Genomic DNA, 17,723 nt, shown 5'->3' on the forward strand with positions numbered 1-17,723 from the left:
GCCGCTCCTTAGTTGGTGTTATCAAAGCGGAAGACGTCTGTGCAGGCTTGCTGCAACGCGCTATCGTTTTGAATATTGCAGTTGCGCGTCCAGCCGGTGACGCCGTTAGCGTTATCCCAACCGGGTGTCATGATGACGCTTAGCCCATTGAGACTCTCTTGCCCGGTCAGCGATACTACACCTTTTGCCACACTCATGGCGGAGACATAACGCGTCGTAGTGGGCGAGGGGATGCCATTGCTGCCGCCGTCACAGGTGTTCAACCCACCATGTTCCAGCGCACACAATTCTACGGCGGTACGGTAAGGCACAAAGGCTTGCAGCATGTCGGTGAGCGCAGCTTTGCGCAGGTAGTTCTGATATGCGGGAATGCCGATGGCGCTTAAAATGGCAATGATGCCGATAACAACCATCAGTTCGATAAGTGTAAAGCCGCGTTGTTTGTCCATCTGTTTTTTTCTCCTTGATTTGATTGTCGCTACTCTGGCAAACGTCATTGGCACTGGCGAGAGGCAAAAAACGAAACGGGAAGGCGGCTTCAGAGGTTTTTTATTATGTTGCAGCGTAAGACAAGGAATTTGCGAGGCGCAACGAAGAAAGGAGGGAAGAATATCCGCCCGCGATGGAGCGGATAAACGTGTCAGCAGTTAGCGAAAACGCATTGAAAGGTCGAGTGCCTGTACGTGTTTAGTTAGCGCACCGACGGAGATAAAGTCCACGCCCGTTTCGGCAAACTCACGCAGAGTTTTGTCGGTGACATTGCCTGAGACTTCCAGCAGCGCTTTGCCATTGGTGCGTTTGACGGCTTCGCGCATCTGTTCTGTTTCGAAGTTATCCAGCATGATGATATCGGCACCTGCTTTCAGGGCTTCATCAAGTTCTTCCAGATTCTCTACTTCGACTTCTACTGGCGCATCCGGGTGCAGCCAGGACGCTTTTTCGACTGCCTGCCGCACCGAGCCGGAAGCAATAATATGGTTTTCTTTGATCAGGAAGGCGTCGGAAAGGCCCAGGCGGTGGTTAGCGCCGCCGCCGCAAAGTACCGCGTATTTCAGGGCAGAACGCAGACCTGGCAAGGTTTTTCGCGTATCCAGCAGTTGGGTGTCGGTGCCTTCCAACAGCCCGACATAATGACGAACCTTACTGGCAACGCCGGAGAGGGTTTGCACAAAATTGAGTGCAGTGCGTTCGCCCGTCAACAGCACGCGGGATGGCCCTTCCAGTTCAAATAGCAGTTGATTGGCTTTAATGATATCGCCGTCATCTACATGCCAGGTAAGAGTGACGTCGTCGCCAGCCAGTTGAATAAATACCTCTTCAACCCAGCGTTTACCACAAAAGACGCCGTTTTCGCGAGTGATAACCGTGGCGTGAGAGCGAGAATTTTCCGGTAAAAGTTTTGCCGTAATATCATTGTTGGCATCGACTGTTCCGCCCAAATCCTCCCGCAGCGCCTGGGCCACCGCGCCGGGAATATCGAGATTAATGCGTTCCAGCAGCTCGTCACGTCGGGTGTCAGGGTTATAGCGGCGAGGCGGCATGTTAAAACTCCAGATAGCTAACGAATCATAAGGTAGAAACATGCTACTCTGAACCGGGTATTAGCACCACATATAAGGAGATCCTGCATGTTGTTAGAACAGGGGTGGCTAGCCGGCGCGCGCCGCGTTCCCTCACCGCATTACGATTGTCGCCCGGATAACGAAATTCCCACCTTGCTGGTGGTGCACAATATTAGCCTGCCGCCAGGTGAATTTGGCGGCCCGTGGATTGATGCATTATTCACAGGAACTATCGATCCGCAGGCTCATCCCTTCTTTGCCGGGATCGCTCATTTGCGCGTCTCTGCTCACTGTTTGATTCGCCGTGATGGTGAAATTGTTCAGTATGTTCCTTTTGATAAACGCGCCTGGCATGCGGGGGTATCTCAGTACCAGGGGCGCGAACGCTGTAATGATTTCTCTATTGGGATTGAGCTGGAAGGCACTGATACGCTGGCTTATACCGATGCGCAGTATCAGCAACTGGCGGCCGTTACGCGCGCGCTGATTAATCACTATCCGGCTATTGCCAGTAATATGACAGGGCATTGCGATATTGCGCCAGAGCGTAAAACTGATCCCGGCCCCGCATTTGACTGGGTGCGGTTTCGCGCCCTGGTCAGCAAGGAGACAACATGACGCTGTTCACAACCTTACTGGTGTTAATTTTTGAGCGCCTGTTTAAGTTAGGCGAACACTGGCAGCTTGATCATCGTGTTGAGGCGTTTTTTCGGCGGGTAAAACATTTTTCGTTGGGGCGCACGTTGGCGATGACCATTATTGTAATGGGCGTGACTTTTATACTATTGCGCGCGTTGCAGGGGATATTGTTCAACGTTCCGACGCTGCTGGTATGGTTGTTGATCGGTTTGCTATGCATTGGCGCCGGTAAAGTTCGTCTTCATTATCATGCCTATCTGACTGCCGCTGCACGTAACGATAGCCATGCCCGTTCCACGATGGCTGGCGAGTTAACCATGATTCACGGCATCCCCGCGGGCTGCGATGAACGTGAGTACTTGCGTGAGCTGCAAAATGCGTTGTTGTGGACCAACTTTCGTTTTTACCTTGCACCGCTATTCTGGTTGATTGTGGGGGGAACCTGGGGACCGGTTACTCTGATGGGCTATGCGTTTTTACGGGCGTGGCAGTCCTGGCTGGCGCGTTACCAGACACCCCATCATCGTCTACAGTCGGGGATTGATGTGATACTGCATGTGCTGGATTGGGTACCGGTTCGTCTTGCAGGCGTGGTTTATGCACTGATTGGTCATGGTGAAAAAGCGTTACCGGCCTGGTTTGCTTCGCTGGGGGACTTTCACACTTCTCAATATCAGGTGTTAACGCGTCTGGCACAGTTCTCACTGGCGCGTGAACCGCATGTCGATAAGGTAGAGACGCCGAAGGCCGCGGTTTCAATGGCGAAGAAAACCTCGTTCGTGGTTGTGGTGGTGATTGCGCTACTGACGATTTACGGGGCGTTAGTGTAAAGATTGTTGCCCTCACCAGGAGAAGGTGAGGGCAACAGAGATCAATGCGCTTTTACAGCTTTTGCGGTTTTCTCTTTGAACAGATAGCCGATACCTAACACGACCAGCCATACTGGAATCAGGTAAACCGAAATCGCCATCCCCGGCGTCATCAGCATAATCACCAGTACCGCCGCCATAAACAGCAGACAGATCCAGTTACCCAGTGGATAGAGCAAGGCAGGGAAGCGAGTTACCACGCCTTGTTCTTGTTTGGCGCGACGGAATTTCATGTGCGCCAGGCTAATCATCGCCCAGTTAATTACCAGCGCAGAAACGACCAGCGCCATTAACAGACCGAATGCAGACTCTGGTGCGAGATAGTTGATCAGTACGCACAAGGCTGTGACCAGCGCAGATACCAGAATGGTGTTTACCGGTACGCCGCGTTTATCGACAGCGACCAGCGCTTTTGGCGCATTCCCTTGTTGTGCCAGACCGAACAGCATACGGCTGTTGCAGTAGACGCAACTGTTGTAAACCGAAAGGGCTGCCGTCAGTACCACGATATTTAACGCATTCGCCACAAAGGTATCGCCCAGTTCATGGAAGATGAGCACAAATGGGCTGGTATCGGCGGTAACGCGTGTCCACGGCATTAGCGAGAGCAGAACAGCTAACGAACCAATGTAGAAAATCAGGATGCGGTAGATAACCTGATTAGTTGCTTTCGGAATGCTTTGCTCCGGGTTATCTGCTTCTGCAGCGGTGATCCCCACCAGTTCCAGTCCACCGAACGAGAACATGATAATTGCCATCATCATTACCAGCCCGGTGAAACCATGCGGCAGGAAGCCACCCTGTTCCCACAGGTTGCGCACGGTTGCCTGCGGGCCGCCGTTACCGCTGAACAACAGCCAGCCGCCGAACAGGATCATCGCCACCACCGCGATAACTTTGATGATGGCAAACCAGAACTCCATCTCGCCAAATACTTTAACGTTGGTCAGGTTGATGGCGTTGATCACCACAAAGAACACGGCGGCAGAAGCCCAGGTTGGGATTTCTGGGTACCAGAACTGAATGTATTTGCCGACGGCGGTAAGCTCTGCCATGGCAACTAAAACGTACAGAACCCAGTAGTTCCAGCCAGAGGCAAAACCGGCAAAGCTGCCCCAGTATTTATAAGCAAAGTGGCTGAATGAGCCTGCGACGGGTTCTTCGACCACCATTTCACCCAACTGACGCATGATCAGAAAGGCGATAAAACCGGCAATAGCGTAACCCAGGATAATGCCTGGCCCTGCAGACTGTATTACGGAGGCGCTTCCCAGGAATAGCCCAGTCCCTATCGCGCCACCCAGCGCGATAAGCTGAATATGGCGGTTTTTAAGGCCGCGCTTTAGCTGCTCGCCGTGCTGTTGACCTTCCATCATGAAACCTCGTGCGGTGATTGTTTTTTTGATTTACGCAGTGATGCGTGTGTAAGTTTACAATTCCGTTTGTTGTATTGATTTGTTTACATTGATGACTTTTTAATTGTTACAAAAAGACTTCCGTCAGATCAAGAATAATGGTATGCAGCTGGGAATGCACCCGCTTTATGCATCGTTGAAGATGAGTTGTCTAAAAAGAAACCGTTTGTAAAGACCCGCCTCCAATTACCCCCCCCACATATAAAGTGAATTTAAATTCACTTTATATGCATCAAAAAACAATAAGTTGGTAAGTGAATCGGTTCAATTCGGATTTTTATAGTTTAATAATCGTTAAAAAGACGCTTGCCAACGTAAAGTTTACATTTGTTCGTGGTTGCAACTTTGAAACGTTATATGTGTCGAGTTGTTAAAATGTGCGCGGTTTTATGATTTCAATCAAAACCTGTATGGACATAAGGTGAATACTTTGTTACTTTAGCGTCACAGGTATGAAATTGGTAAGACCAATTGACTTCGGCAAGTGGCTTAAGACAGGAACTCATGGCCTACAGCAAAATCCGCCAACCAAAACTCTCCGATGTGATTGAGCAGCAACTGGAGTTTTTGATCCTCGAAGGCACACTCCGCCCGGGCGAAAAACTCCCACCGGAACGCGAACTGGCGAAACAGTTCGACGTCTCCCGTCCCTCCTTGCGCGAGGCGATTCAACGTCTCGAAGCGAAGGGGTTGTTGCTTCGTCGCCAGGGTGGCGGCACCTTTGTTCAGAGCAGCCTCTGGCAAAGCTTCAGCGATCCGCTGGTGGAGCTGCTCTCCGACCATCCTGAATCTCAGTATGACTTGCTCGAAACACGACACGCCCTGGAAGGTATCGCCGCTTATTACGCCGCGCTGCGTAGTACCGATGAAGACAAGGAACGTATCCGTGAACTCCACCACGCCATAGAGCTGGCGCAGCAGTCTGGCGATCTGGACGCGGAATCAAACGCCGTACTCCAGTATCAGATTGCCGTTACCGAAGCGGCCCACAATGTGGTTTTGCTTCATCTGCTAAGGTGTATGGAGCCGATGTTGGCCCAGAATGTCCGTCAGAACTTCGAATTGCTTTATTCGCGGCGCGAGATGCTGCCGCTGGTGAGTAGCCACCGCACCCGCATATTCGAAGCGATTATGGCCGGTAAGCCGGAAGACGCGCGCGAAGCATCGCATCGCCATCTGGCCTTTATCGAAGAAATTTTGCTCGACAGAAGCCGTGAAGAGAGTCGCCGTGAGCGTTCTCTGCGTCGTCTGGAGCAACGTAAGAATTAGTGATTTTTCTGGTGAAAATTAACCAGAAGATGTTGTAAATCAAGCGCATATAAAAGCGCGGCAACTAAACGTAGAACCTGTCTTATTGAGCTTTCCGGCGAGAGTTCAATGGGACAGGTTCCAGAAAACTCAACGTTATTAGATAGATAAGGAATAACCCATGTCAGAACGTTTCCAAAATGACGTGGATCCGATCGAAACTCGCGACTGGCTCCAGGCGATCGAATCGGTCATCCGTGAAGAAGGTGTTGAGCGTGCTCAGTATCTGATCGACCAACTGCTTGCTGAAGCCCGCAAAGGCGGTGTGAAAGTAGCCGCAGGTACCGGCATCAGCAACTACATCAACACCATTCCCGTTGAAGAACAACCGGAGTATCCGGGCAATCTGGAACTGGAACGCCGTATTCGTTCAGCTATCCGCTGGAACGCCATCATGACGGTTCTGCGCGCGTCGAAAAAAGACCTTGAACTGGGTGGCCATATGGCGTCCTTCCAGTCTTCTGCGACCATTTATGATGTCTGCTTTAACCATTTCTTCCGTGCGCGCAATGAACAGGATGGCGGCGACTTGGTTTACTTCCAGGGCCACATCTCTCCGGGCATCTACGCACGCGCCTTCCTGGAAGGTCGTCTGACGCAAGAGCAGATGGATAACTTCCGTCAGGAAGTTCACGGCAATGGCCTCTCTTCCTATCCGCACCCGAAACTGATGCCGGAATTCTGGCAGTTCCCGACCGTATCTATGGGGCTGGGGCCGATTGGTGCTATCTACCAGGCTAAGTTCCTGAAATATCTGGAACACCGTGGCCTGAAAGATACCTCTAAACAGACCGTTTACGCCTTCCTCGGCGACGGCGAGATGGACGAACCAGAATCCAAAGGTGCGATCACCATCGCTACCCGTGAAAAACTGGATAACCTGGTTTTCGTTATCAACTGTAACCTGCAGCGTCTTGACGGCCCGGTCACCGGTAACGGCAAGATCATTAACGAACTGGAAGGCATCTTCGAAGGTGCTGGCTGGAACGTAATCAAAGTGATGTGGGGTAGCCGTTGGGATGAACTGCTGCGTAAAGATACCAGCGGTAAACTGATCCAGCTGATGAACGAAACCGTTGACGGCGACTACCAGACCTTCAAATCGAAAGATGGTGCGTATGTTCGTGAACACTTCTTCGGTAAATATCCTGAAACCGCAGCACTGGTTGCTGACTGGACTGACGAGCAGATCTGGGCACTGAACCGTGGTGGTCACGATCCGAAGAAAATCTACGCGGCATTCAAGAAAGCGCAGGAAACCAAAGGCAAAGCGACAGTAATCCTTGCTCATACCATTAAAGGTTACGGCATGGGCGACGCGGCTGAAGGTAAAAACATCGCGCACCAGGTTAAGAAAATGAACATGGACGGCGTGCGTCACATCCGCGACCGTTTCAATGTGCCGGTGTCTGATGCCGATATCGAAAAACTGCCGTACATCACCTTCCCGGAAGGTTCTGAAGAGCATACCTATCTGCACGCTCAGCGTCAGAAACTGCACGGTTATCTGCCAAGCCGTCAGCCGAACTTCACCGAGAAGCTTGAGCTGCCGAGCCTACAAGACTTCGGCGCGCTGCTGGAAGAGCAGAGCAAAGAGATCTCTACCACTATCGCTTTCGTTCGTGCCCTGAACGTGATGCTGAAGAACAAGTCGATTAAAGACAGGCTGGTGCCGATCATCGCCGACGAAGCGCGTACTTTCGGTATGGAAGGTCTGTTCCGTCAGATTGGTATTTACAGCCCGAACGGTCAGCAGTACACCCCGCAGGACCGCGAGCAGGTTGCTTACTATAAAGAAGACGAGAAAGGTCAGATTCTGCAGGAAGGGATCAACGAGCTGGGCGCAGGGTGTTCCTGGCTGGCAGCGGCGACCTCTTACAGCACCAACAATCTGCCGATGATTCCGTTCTACATCTATTACTCGATGTTCGGCTTCCAGCGTATCGGCGATCTGTGCTGGGCGGCTGGCGACCAGCAGGCGCGTGGCTTCCTGATCGGCGGTACTTCCGGTCGTACCACCCTGAACGGCGAAGGTCTGCAGCACGAAGATGGTCACAGCCACATTCAGTCGCTGACTATCCCGAACTGTATCTCTTACGACCCGGCTTACGCTTACGAAGTCGCTGTCATCATGCATGACGGTCTGGAGCGTATGTACGGTGAAAAACAAGAGAACGTTTACTACTACATCACCACGCTGAACGAAAACTACCACATGCCGGCTATGCCGGAAGGTGCCGAGGAAGGTATCCGTAAAGGTATCTACAAACTCGAAACCCTCGAAGGTAGCAAAGGTAAAGTTCAGCTGCTGGGCTCCGGTTCTATCCTGCGTCATGTCCGTGAAGCAGCACAGATCCTGGCGAAAGATTACGGCGTAGGTTCTGACGTCTATAGCGTGACCTCTTTCACCGAGCTGGCGCGTGATGGTCAGGATTGTGAACGCTGGAACATGCTGCACCCGCTGGAAACTCCGCGCGTTCCGTACATTACTCAGGTGATGAACGATGCGCCGGCTGTGGCATCTACCGACTATATGAAACTGTTCGCTGAGCAGGTCCGTACTTATGTACCGGCTGACGACTACCGCGTACTGGGTACTGATGGCTTCGGTCGTTCCGACAGCCGTGAGAACCTGCGTCACCACTTCGAGGTTGATGCTTCTTATGTTGTGGTTGCGGCGCTGGGCGAACTGGCTAAACGTGGCGAAATCGATAAGAAAGTGGTTGCTGACGCAATCGCCAAATTCAATATCGATGCAGATAAAGTTAACCCGCGTCTGGCGTAAGAGGTAAAAGAATAATGGCTATCGAAATCAAAGTACCGGACATCGGGGCTGATGAAGTTGAAATCACCGAGATCCTGGTCAAAGTGGGCGACAAAGTTGAAGCCGAACAGTCGCTGATCACCGTAGAAGGCGACAAAGCCTCTATGGAAGTTCCGTCTCCGCAGGCGGGTATCGTTAAAGAGATCAAAGTCTCTGTTGGCGATAAAACCCAGACGGGCGCCCTGATTATGATTTTCGATTCCGCCGGCGGTGCAGCTGACGCTGCACCTGCTCAGGCAGAAGAGAAGAAAGAAGCAGCTCCGGCAGCAGCGCCAGTGGCTGCGGCGGCAAAAGATGTTAACGTTCCAGATATCGGCAGCGACGAAGTCGAAGTGACCGAAATCCTGGTGAAAGTGGGCGATAAAGTTGAAGCTGAACAGTCGCTGATCACTGTAGAAGGCGATAAAGCCTCTATGGAAGTTCCGGCGCCGTTTGCAGGCACTGTGAAAGAGATCAAAGTGAATGTTGGCGACAAAGTGTCTACTGGCTCGCTGATCATGGTCTTCGAAGTGGCGGGCGCGGCAGCACCGGCAGCGAAACAGGAAGCCGCTCCGGCAGTAGCACCTGCGGCAGCCGCGGGCGTGAAAGAAGTTAACGTTCCTGATATCGGCGGTGATGAAGTTGAAGTGACCGAAGTGATGGTGAAAGTGGGCGACAAAGTTGCCGCTGAGCAGTCACTGATCACCGTAGAAGGCGACAAAGCTTCTATGGAAGTTCCGGCTCCGTTTGCAGGCGTCGTGAAGGAACTGAAAGTCAACGTTGGCGATAAAGTGAAAACTGGCTCGCTGATTATGATCTTCGAAGTTGAAGGTGCAGCGCCTGCGGCAGCTCCGGCGAAACAGGAAGCGGCAGCGCCGGCTCCGGCAGCAAAAGTTGAAGCCCCGGCAGCAGCTCCGGCGGCGAAAGTCGAAGGCAAATCTGAATTTGCTGAAAACGACGCTTACGTTCACGCGACTCCGCTGATCCGCCGTCTGGCGCGCGAGTTTGGCGTTAACCTGGCGAAAGTGAAGGGCACAGGCCGTAAAGGTCGTATCCTGCGCGAAGACGTTCAGGCTTACGTGAAAGAGGCTATCAAACGTGCAGAAGCGGCCCCGGCAGCGACTGGCGGTGGTATCCCTGGCATGTTGCCGTGGCCGAAGGTGGACTTCAGCAAGTTTGGTGAAATCGAAGAAGTGGAACTGGGTCGCATCCAGAAAATCTCTGGTGCTAACCTGAGCCGTAACTGGGTGATGATCCCGCATGTTACTCACTTTGATAAAACTGATATCACCGAGCTGGAAGCGTTCCGTAAACAGCAGAACGAAGAAGCAGCAAAACGTAAGCTGGATGTGAAGATAACCCCGGTTGTCTTCATCATGAAAGCCGTTGCTGCAGCGCTTGAGCAGATGCCTCGCTTCAACAGTTCCCTGTCGGAAGACGGTCAGCGTCTGACCCTGAAGAAATACATCAACATCGGTGTGGCGGTGGATACCCCGAACGGTCTGGTTGTTCCTGTATTCAAAGACGTCAACAAGAAAGGCATCATCGAGCTGTCTCGCGAGTTGATGACTATTTCCAAGAAAGCGCGTGACGGTAAGCTGACTGCGGGCGAAATGCAGGGCGGTTGCTTCACCATCTCCAGCATCGGCGGCCTGGGTACTACCCATTTCGCGCCGATTGTGAACGCGCCGGAAGTGGCTATCCTCGGCGTTTCTAAGTCCGCGATAGAGCCGGTGTGGAATGGTAAAGAGTTCGTGCCGCGTCTGATGCTGCCGATTTCTCTCTCCTTCGACCACCGCGTGATCGACGGTGCTGATGGTGCCCGTTTCATTACCATCATTAACAACACGTTGTCTGATATTCGCCGTCTGGTGATGTAAAAAAGAGCCGGCCCAACGGCCGGCTTTTTTCTGGTAATCTCATGAATGTATTGAGATTATTAGCGAATAGACAAATCGGTTGCCGTTTGTTGTTTAAAAATTGTTAACAATTTTGTAAAATACCGACGGATAGAACGACCCGGTGGTGGTTAGGGTATTACTTCACATACCCTATGGATTTCTGGGTGCAGCAGGGTAGCAAGCGCCAGAATCCCCAGGAGCTTACATAAGTAAGTGACTGGGGTGAGGGCGTGAAGCTAACGCCGCTGCGGCCTGAAAGACGACGGGTATGACCGCCGGAGATAAATATATAGAGGTCATGATGAGTACTGAAATCAAAACTCAGGTCGTGGTACTTGGGGCAGGCCCCGCAGGTTACTCTGCTGCCTTCCGTTGCGCTGATTTAGGTCTGGAAACCGTAATCGTAGAACGCTACAACACCCTCGGCGGTGTTTGCCTGAACGTCGGCTGTATCCCTTCTAAAGCACTGCTGCACGTAGCAAAAGTTATCGAAGAAGCCAAAGCGCTGGCTGAACACGGTATCGTCTTCGGCGAGCCGAAAACCGATATCGACAAGATTCGTACCTGGAAAGAGAAAGTGATCACTCAGCTGACCGGTGGTCTGGCTGGTATGGCGAAAGGCCGCAAAGTCAAAGTGGTCAACGGTCTGGGTAAATTCACCGGGGCTAACACCCTGGAAGTTGAAGGTGAGAACGGTAAAACCGTCATTAACTTCGACAACGCGATCATCGCAGCGGGTTCTCGCCCGATCCAACTGCCATTTATTCCGCACGAAGATCCGCGTATCTGGGACTCCACCGATGCGCTGGAACTGAAAGAAGTACCAGAACGCCTGCTGGTTATGGGCGGTGGTATCATCGGTCTGGAAATGGGTACCGTATACCACGCGCTGGGTTCACAGATTGATGTGGTTGAAATGTTCGACCAGGTTATCCCGGCAGCTGACAAAGACATCGTTAAAGTCTTCACCAAGCGTATCAGCAAGAAATTCAACCTGATGCTGGAAACCAAAGTTACCGCCGTTGAAGCGAAAGAAGACGGTATCTACGTGACGATGGAAGGCAAAAAAGCCCCGGCAGAACCGCAGCGTTACGACGCCGTGCTGGTCGCGATTGGTCGTGTGCCGAACGGTAAAAACATCGATGCGGGCAAAGCTGGCGTAGAGGTGGACGATCGTGGCTTTATCCGCGTGGATAAACAATTGCGTACCAACGTACCGCACATCTTTGCTATCGGCGATATCGTCGGTCAGCCGATGCTGGCGCACAAAGGTGTTCATGAAGGTCACGTTGCCGCTGAAGTTATCGCCGGTAAGAAACATTACTTCGATCCGAAAGTTATCCCGTCTATCGCCTATACCGAACCAGAAGTTGCATGGGTGGGCCTGACTGAGAAAGAAGCGAAAGAGAAAGGCATCAGCTATGAAACCGCCACCTTCCCGTGGGCTGCTTCTGGTCGTGCTATCGCTTCCGACTGTGCAGACGGTATGACCAAGCTGATTTTCGACAAAGAATCTCACCGTGTGATTGGTGGCGCAATTGTCGGTACCAACGGCGGCGAGCTGTTGGGTGAAATCGGTCTGGCAATTGAAATGGGTTGCGACGCTGAAGATATCGCGCTGACCATCCACGCGCACCCGACTCTGCATGAGTCTGTGGGCCTGGCGGCAGAAGTGTTCGAAGGCAGCATCACCGACCTGCCAAACCCGAAAGCGAAGAAGAAATAATCGCGTTATCCGGTCTATAACGCTGCCCTAATTTATTAAATTTTCAGGGGATTGTAGACCGGATAATAAAGATATCGTCATCCGACAAAATAGTGTGGGCATTTTGTCTGCAATCTGAAGCGGCTAAAGCAGCCGCTTTTTTTATGGATGAAATTGAGCAAAGCAATAACGCATTGCTGGTCATTGTTTCAGAGAAATAAATCGCTACATCTTGTCGATATTTGGTTGGTAATAACAAACTAAACTTATAGTGTGAAAATTATTTGAAAATATAAGCCATTCGTGAGGTGTAAGATGAAAGCGTTTCTGACTACCGTTGTATTAACCGCAGCCGTATTTTCAGGCATGGCTGTTGCTGCTGATCCGGTGATCCCATGGGCGACCAATAGCGGAGGGACGGAAAGCACCCATATCGCTGCTATGGGACAGGATTTGAATTCGCAACATCAGGCGATCACCAAAACTCAGGAAGGGGTTTGGGCCACTAACTCCGGCAGTATCAGCGCGGATGAAGCGGCGCTGAGTAGTACAAGGTCTGCTGTTGCCGCGCATTAGTAATGGTCGCGCAATTGAGTCATCAATAAGACCAGCGTTGTCTGGTTTTATTGATCTCAATGTGTTTGCCTTAACTCATTATCTGCTGCAAATCCATTTGGCTGTAGGCAAGATAACCTTGCGCATCGGGCAATCAGGCATTTGTCATCAGTCTCAAGCGGCGATCCTGATCGTTTTTTACTCCTGAACACTACCTTGCAAAATGTCTTATCGGGCGTTCCGCCACGCGTTCGCGTATTGCCGATCGTTGTTCATCATTCAACTTGCCGGTTCGACTGCTACCTTCATTGCGCAGTAAATTTTGTTCTTGTCCGTTAGTCCGATTGTGATTGTTGTTAAACAGATTCGGGTTATTTTTCTGCACATTTTGCCGGAAAGTTTGACGCTGCTCAGGCGTAGCTGATTGAATGCGCTGACGGGCGTTATCACGCTGTTGCTGATTCTGCGGATTCGTCTGCATTTTATTGCGAAACGCCTGCCGCTGTTCGGGCGTGGCGGACTGAATACGCTGACGAACCGAATCTCTTTGTTGCTGGCTTAATGGGTGTTCGTTCATTTTCTCGCGAAACGCCTGGCGTTGTTCAGGCGTGGCGGACTGGTAACGTTGACGAGCGGCGTCCTTTTGTTGCTGGGTCGGAGACTGGTGATGGCTGAACTCGCGGAAGTCGTCATAATTGCCATAGTGTTCAGCTTCATTAAACTTCTGTGCTGCAGCCTGACGTTGAGTCTCTTGCATGGTCGCTGGTGCGGAATGTGTTCGTTGTTGAAACTGACTTGCTGCCGCCTGACGCTGGCTATCACGTGTCGGTGCAGGAAGCTGTGTGGCGCTCATACCGCCTTTAACATCGGTTTGATGAAAGCGCTTAGCCATATCCTGATCATGATAAGGCACACCATCGCGGTAGTTTGGATTGTGCTGCCATGCCATATTCTTGTCAGTAAGATGCTCACCAGTAATACGGTTGAAATTGTCGACGTTGATATTGATGTTGTCACCGTTGTGTTGCCAGCCATTACTGTCATGATGACCGCCGTCGTGGTGATGGTTGTCATCATCGTCATGATGATGATGGTCATGATCGTCATCATCCCAGTCGATGTTGCTGAATAACGCGTATGTCGTGGCGACGCCCATGCTGTAGCCGAATCCGCGCACGAAACTGTCGACAAACGGTTCCCCCGCAGGTGGCGGAAGGTAAACTGGCGGATAGGCGGTATTGCCCCAGCTACCGTAAACAACAGTTGGGTTGTAGTTCGGAATGTAAACGACATCTGGGTTGGCGGGTTCAATCGAAATAACGGTTTGTGCTGGCTCTGCAATGACGGGGCTGGATGTAGAAACGGTATTGGATTGTGTGATGGGGGTGGTAGCAGTTTGATTTGTCGGTACGGCTTTTTTCGTTGTTGTGATGATCTTTTGCTCCACCGACGACTTCAGTGATCCAGTTTGTTGCGCCAGTTTACGCAAGCGCTGTACCGAATCCATCACCTCTTGTGGTTGTGCCAGAAAAGCATCCCCCAGATTTTGTACCCACTCAGGATTCTCGCCCATCAATGCCATTAACTGTGGAAAAGCCACCAGCGATTTGACGCTGGCGTCCCACGGTTGATCAGATACCGCCTGAATAGCGGCATCACCTTGTTTGAGCGGGTTATCGTGTGACCACTGCACGGCCTGGGCGACATTTGCCGGATAGGTCGATGCCATCAGCACTTGTGAAAGCAAGGCGTCGGGATACAGTGCGACAGGAGCAACCCATTGATCGATTTGCGCAGTGCTGAAGGCACTTTTGACGACGGCAGGCGTTACGGGCGGCGCTGAAACTGTTGCGGGAAGCGTAACGGCAACGACGTCAGGCGCTGCTTGTGGTGCCACTTGCGTTTCCACTGTGCGGCTTTTTACATACAACGTACCGGAAATGGCACAAAGCCCGGCACTGCAAATTAGCGCCAGCACATGGGGTTTAAACGGCAAAGTTATTTTCATAGTCCTGATCTCAAGGAAATCACAAGGGTCGACGAACTGCCACCCGCAGGTGCTGTGAATCCGAGTATAAAGAGGCGGTAGTTTAAATTTTGACTAATCTTGGGATTCATTGAGAAAGGTGATTATCATCATGCGAATTAACGAAGTTTTTACGGAGGGAAACAATCTCTGGACCATCCTTAACGATTTAGCGACTTTTTTATGTTGCTTTTTTGTAAACAGATTAACACATCGTCAAAATCCTGCTATTCTGCCCGCTGCGGTAATGGGCATTTACCCTACAAACTGCTGTCTCACAGGAGCGTGAAGAGAATCGCCTGCCGCACTATGACAATGAGAGCGAGGAGAACCGTCGTGCTAGAAGAATACCGTAAGCACGTAGCTGAGCGTGCCGCTGAGGGGATTGCGCCCAAACCCCTGGATGCAAACCAAATGGCCGCGCTCGTCGAGCTGCTGAAAAACCCGCCCGCGGGCGAAGAAGAATTCCTGTTAGATCTGTTAACCAACCGTGTTCCCCCTGGCGTCGATGAAGCTGCCTATGTCAAAGCTGGCTTCCTGGCTGCTGTCGCGAAAGGTGAAGCCAAATCCCCACTGTTGACCCCGGAAAAAGCTATTGAGTTGCTGGGTACCATGCAGGGTGGTTACAACATTCATCCGCTGATCGATGCGCTGGACGACACTGCACTGGCGCCGATCGCAGCTAAAGCCCTGTCCCATACGCTGCTGATGTTCGATAACTTCTATGACGTAGAAGAAAAGGCCAAAGCCGGCAATAAATATGCGAAGCAGGTCATGCAGTCCTGGGCTGATGCCGAATGGTTCCTGAATCGCCCGGCACTGGCTGAAAAACTGACCGTTACCGTCTTTAAAGTGACTGGCGAAACCAACACCGATGATCTCTCTCCGGCACCGGATGCGTGGTCGCGCCCGGATATCCCATTGCACGCCCTGGCGATGCTGAAAAATGCTCGCGAAGGGATCGAACCAGACCAGCCGGGTGTTGTTGGCCCGATCAAACAGATTGAAGCCCTGCAACAGAAAGGTTTCCCGCTGGCGTATGTCGGCGACGTTGTGGGTACGGGTTCTTCGCGTAAATCTGCCACTAACTCCGTACTGTGGTTTATGGGCGACGATATTCCACATGTACCGAACAAACGCGGTGGTGGTCTGTGCCTTGGCGGCAAAATTGCGCCAATCTTCTTTAACACGATGGAAGACGCCGGTGCGCTGCCCATTGAAGTGGACGTCTCTAACCTGAATATGGGGGACGTGATTGACGTTTACCCATACAAAGGTGAAGTGCGTAACCACGAAACCAACGAACTGCTGGCGACCTTCGAACTGAAGACCGACGTGCTAATTGATGAAGTTCGTGCTGGTGGTCGTATTCCGCTGATTATCGGTCGCGGTCTGACGACCAAAGCGCGTGAAGCACTTGGTCTGCCGCACAGCGATGTGTTCCGTCAGGCGAAAGATGTTGCGGAAAGCAATCGTGGCTTCTCGCTGGCGCAGAAAATGGTGGGGCGTGCTTGTGGCGTGAAAGGCATTCGTCCGGGCGCTTACTGCGAACCGAAAATGACTTCTGTCGGTTCTCAGGATACCACCGGCCCAATGACCCGTGATGAACTGAAAGACCTGGCGTGCCTGGGCTTCTCGGCTGACCTGGTGATGCAGTCCTTCTGTCACACCGCGGCGTATCCGAAGCCGATCGACGTCACCACCCACCACACGCTGCCAGATTTCATCATGAACCGTGGTGGTGTGTCTTTACGTCCTGGTGACGGCGTAATCCACTCCTGGCTGAACCGTATGCTGTTGCCGGATACCGTGGGTACTGGCGGTGACTCCCATACCCGTTTCCCGATCGGTATCTCCTTCCCGGCGGGCTCCGGTCTGGTGGCGTTTGCTGCCGCGACTGGCGTGATGCCGCTGGATATGCCGGAATCCGTTCTGGTACGCTTTAAAGGCAAAATGCAGCCGGGCATCACCCTGCGCGATCTGGTACACGCCATCCCGCTGTACGCCATCAAACAAGGCCTGCTGACTGTTGAGAAGAAAGGTAAGAAAAACATTTTCTCTGGTCGCATCCTCGAAATCGAAGGTCTGCCGGATCTGAAAGTTGAGCAGGCATTTGAGCTGACCGATGCGTCCGCCGAGCGTTCTGCCGCTGGTTGTACTATCAAGCTGAACAAAGAACCGATCATTGAATACCTGAACTCCAACATCATCCTGCTGAAGTGGATGATCGCGGAAGGTTACGGCGATCGTCGTACTCTGGAGCGTCGTATTCAGGGCATGGAAAAATGGCTGGCGAATCCTGAGCTGCTGGAAGCCGATGCAGATGCGGAATATGCGGCAGTGATCGATATCGATCTGGCGGATATTAAAGAGCCGATCCTTTGTGCACCGAACGATCCTGACGACGCACGTCCGCTGTCTGCGGTACAGGGCGAGAAAATCGACGAAGTGTTTATCGGTTCCTGCATGACTAACATCGGTCACTTCCGTGCCGCCGGTAAACTGTTGGATGCGCACAAAGGCCAGTTACCGACCCGTTTGTGGGTGGCGCCGCCAACGCGTATGGACGCCGCGCAACTAACCGAAGAGGGCTACTACAGCGTGTTCGGTAAGAGTGGCGCACGTATCGAAATTCCTGGCTGTTCCCTGTGTATGGGTAACCAGGCGCGTGTAGCAGACGGTGCGACGGTGGTTTCCACCTCTACCCGTAACTTCCCGAACCGTCTGGGGACGGGCGCGAACGTCTTCCTGGCTTCTGCGGAACTGGCGGCTGTTGCGGCGCTGATTGGCAAACTGCCAACGCCGGAAGAGTACCAGACCTACGTGGCGCAGGTAGATAAAACAGCCGTTGATACTTACCGTTATCTGAACTTCAACCAGCTTTCTCAGTACACCGAGAAAGCGGACGGAGTGATTTTCCAGACTGCGGTTTAAATGGTT

At 52.1% G+C, this 17,723-nt stretch carries 12 protein-coding genes; 8 read left to right on the top strand and 4 right to left on the bottom strand.

The genetic code is table 11. The features are described from left to right. Positions 1–8: 8 nt before the first annotated feature. Positions 9–449 carry a prepilin peptidase-dependent pilin gene (gene ppdD, locus PS053_RS18680; RefSeq protein WP_044712992.1) on the bottom strand — a complete coding sequence of 147 codons (441 nt, stop codon included), beginning with the start codon at positions 447–449 and terminating at the stop codon, positions 9–11. 198 nt (positions 450–647) lie between these two features. After that, the gene (gene nadC, locus PS053_RS18685; protein WP_054409803.1) at positions 648–1,541 is read right to left on the bottom strand and encodes a carboxylating nicotinate-nucleotide diphosphorylase; all 894 of its coding nucleotides are present in this window, start codon (positions 1,539–1,541) and stop codon (positions 648–650) included. Between the two features lie 87 nt (positions 1,542–1,628). On the opposite strand from nadC, the gene ampD reads away from it, so the two are divergent. Then, positions 1,629–2,180 carry a 1,6-anhydro-N-acetylmuramyl-L-alanine amidase AmpD gene (gene ampD, locus PS053_RS18690; protein ID WP_000923707.1) on the top strand — a complete coding sequence of 184 codons (552 nt, stop codon included), beginning with the start codon at positions 1,629–1,631 and terminating at the stop codon, positions 2,178–2,180. Further along, complete coding sequence (gene ampE, locus PS053_RS18695) at positions 2,177–3,031, top strand: beta-lactamase regulator AmpE (RefSeq protein ID WP_000172027.1); 855 nt, start codon at positions 2,177–2,179, stop codon at positions 3,029–3,031. Before ampD ends, ampE begins: the two co-directional genes overlap by 4 nt. Positions 3,032–3,072: 41 nt before the next feature. On the opposite strand, the gene aroP is transcribed toward ampE, so the two are convergent. After that, positions 3,073–4,446, bottom strand: coding sequence for an aromatic amino acid transporter AroP (aroP, locus tag PS053_RS18700; RefSeq protein WP_256878687.1), 1,374 nt, complete (start codon positions 4,444–4,446; stop codon positions 3,073–3,075). A 543-nt stretch (positions 4,447–4,989) separates the two neighbouring features. On the opposite strand from aroP, the gene pdhR reads away from it, so the two are divergent. From pdhR to PS053_RS18725, 5 genes are all read left to right on the top strand, one after another. Next, on the top strand, positions 4,990–5,754 hold the full coding sequence (pdhR, locus tag PS053_RS18705) for a pyruvate dehydrogenase complex transcriptional repressor PdhR (protein WP_000331774.1): 765 nt from the start codon (positions 4,990–4,992) through the stop codon (positions 5,752–5,754). Positions 5,755–5,914: 160 nt separating this feature from the next. Continuing rightward, positions 5,915–8,578, top strand: coding sequence for a pyruvate dehydrogenase (acetyl-transferring), homodimeric type (gene aceE / locus PS053_RS18710; protein WP_025237647.1), 2,664 nt, complete (start codon positions 5,915–5,917; stop codon positions 8,576–8,578). Positions 8,579–8,592: 14 nt separating this feature from the next. Then, positions 8,593–10,476 carry a pyruvate dehydrogenase complex dihydrolipoyllysine-residue acetyltransferase gene (gene aceF, locus PS053_RS18715; RefSeq protein ID WP_256878686.1) on the top strand — a complete coding sequence of 628 codons (1,884 nt, stop codon included), beginning with the start codon at positions 8,593–8,595 and terminating at the stop codon, positions 10,474–10,476. 322 nt (positions 10,477–10,798) lie between these two features. Next, positions 10,799–12,223 carry a dihydrolipoyl dehydrogenase gene (lpdA, locus tag PS053_RS18720; RefSeq protein ID WP_024164639.1) on the top strand — a complete coding sequence of 475 codons (1,425 nt, stop codon included), beginning with the start codon at positions 10,799–10,801 and terminating at the stop codon, positions 12,221–12,223. A 294-nt stretch (positions 12,224–12,517) separates the two neighbouring features. Further along, complete coding sequence (locus PS053_RS18725) at positions 12,518–12,778, top strand: hypothetical protein (protein ID WP_000643167.1); 261 nt, start codon at positions 12,518–12,520, stop codon at positions 12,776–12,778. A gap of 190 nt (positions 12,779–12,968) precedes the next feature. Here PS053_RS18725 and PS053_RS18730 read toward each other — a convergent pair whose 3' ends face one another. Then, a complete protein-coding gene (locus PS053_RS18730) occupies positions 12,969–14,765 on the bottom strand; it encodes a DUF3300 domain-containing protein (protein WP_105198118.1) in 1,797 nt (598 codons plus the stop codon). A gap of 354 nt (positions 14,766–15,119) precedes the next feature. On the opposite strand from PS053_RS18730, the gene acnB reads away from it, so the two are divergent. Then, positions 15,120–17,717: a bifunctional aconitate hydratase 2/2-methylisocitrate dehydratase gene (gene acnB, locus PS053_RS18735; protein ID WP_256878685.1), complete on the top strand. Its 2,598-nt coding sequence runs from the start codon at positions 15,120–15,122 to the stop codon at positions 17,715–17,717. The last annotated feature ends 6 nt before the right edge of the window (positions 17,718–17,723 follow it).

The organism is Escherichia albertii (genome assembly GCF_028622335.1).
Lineage (GTDB): Bacteria > Pseudomonadota > Gammaproteobacteria > Enterobacterales > Enterobacteriaceae > Escherichia > Escherichia albertii.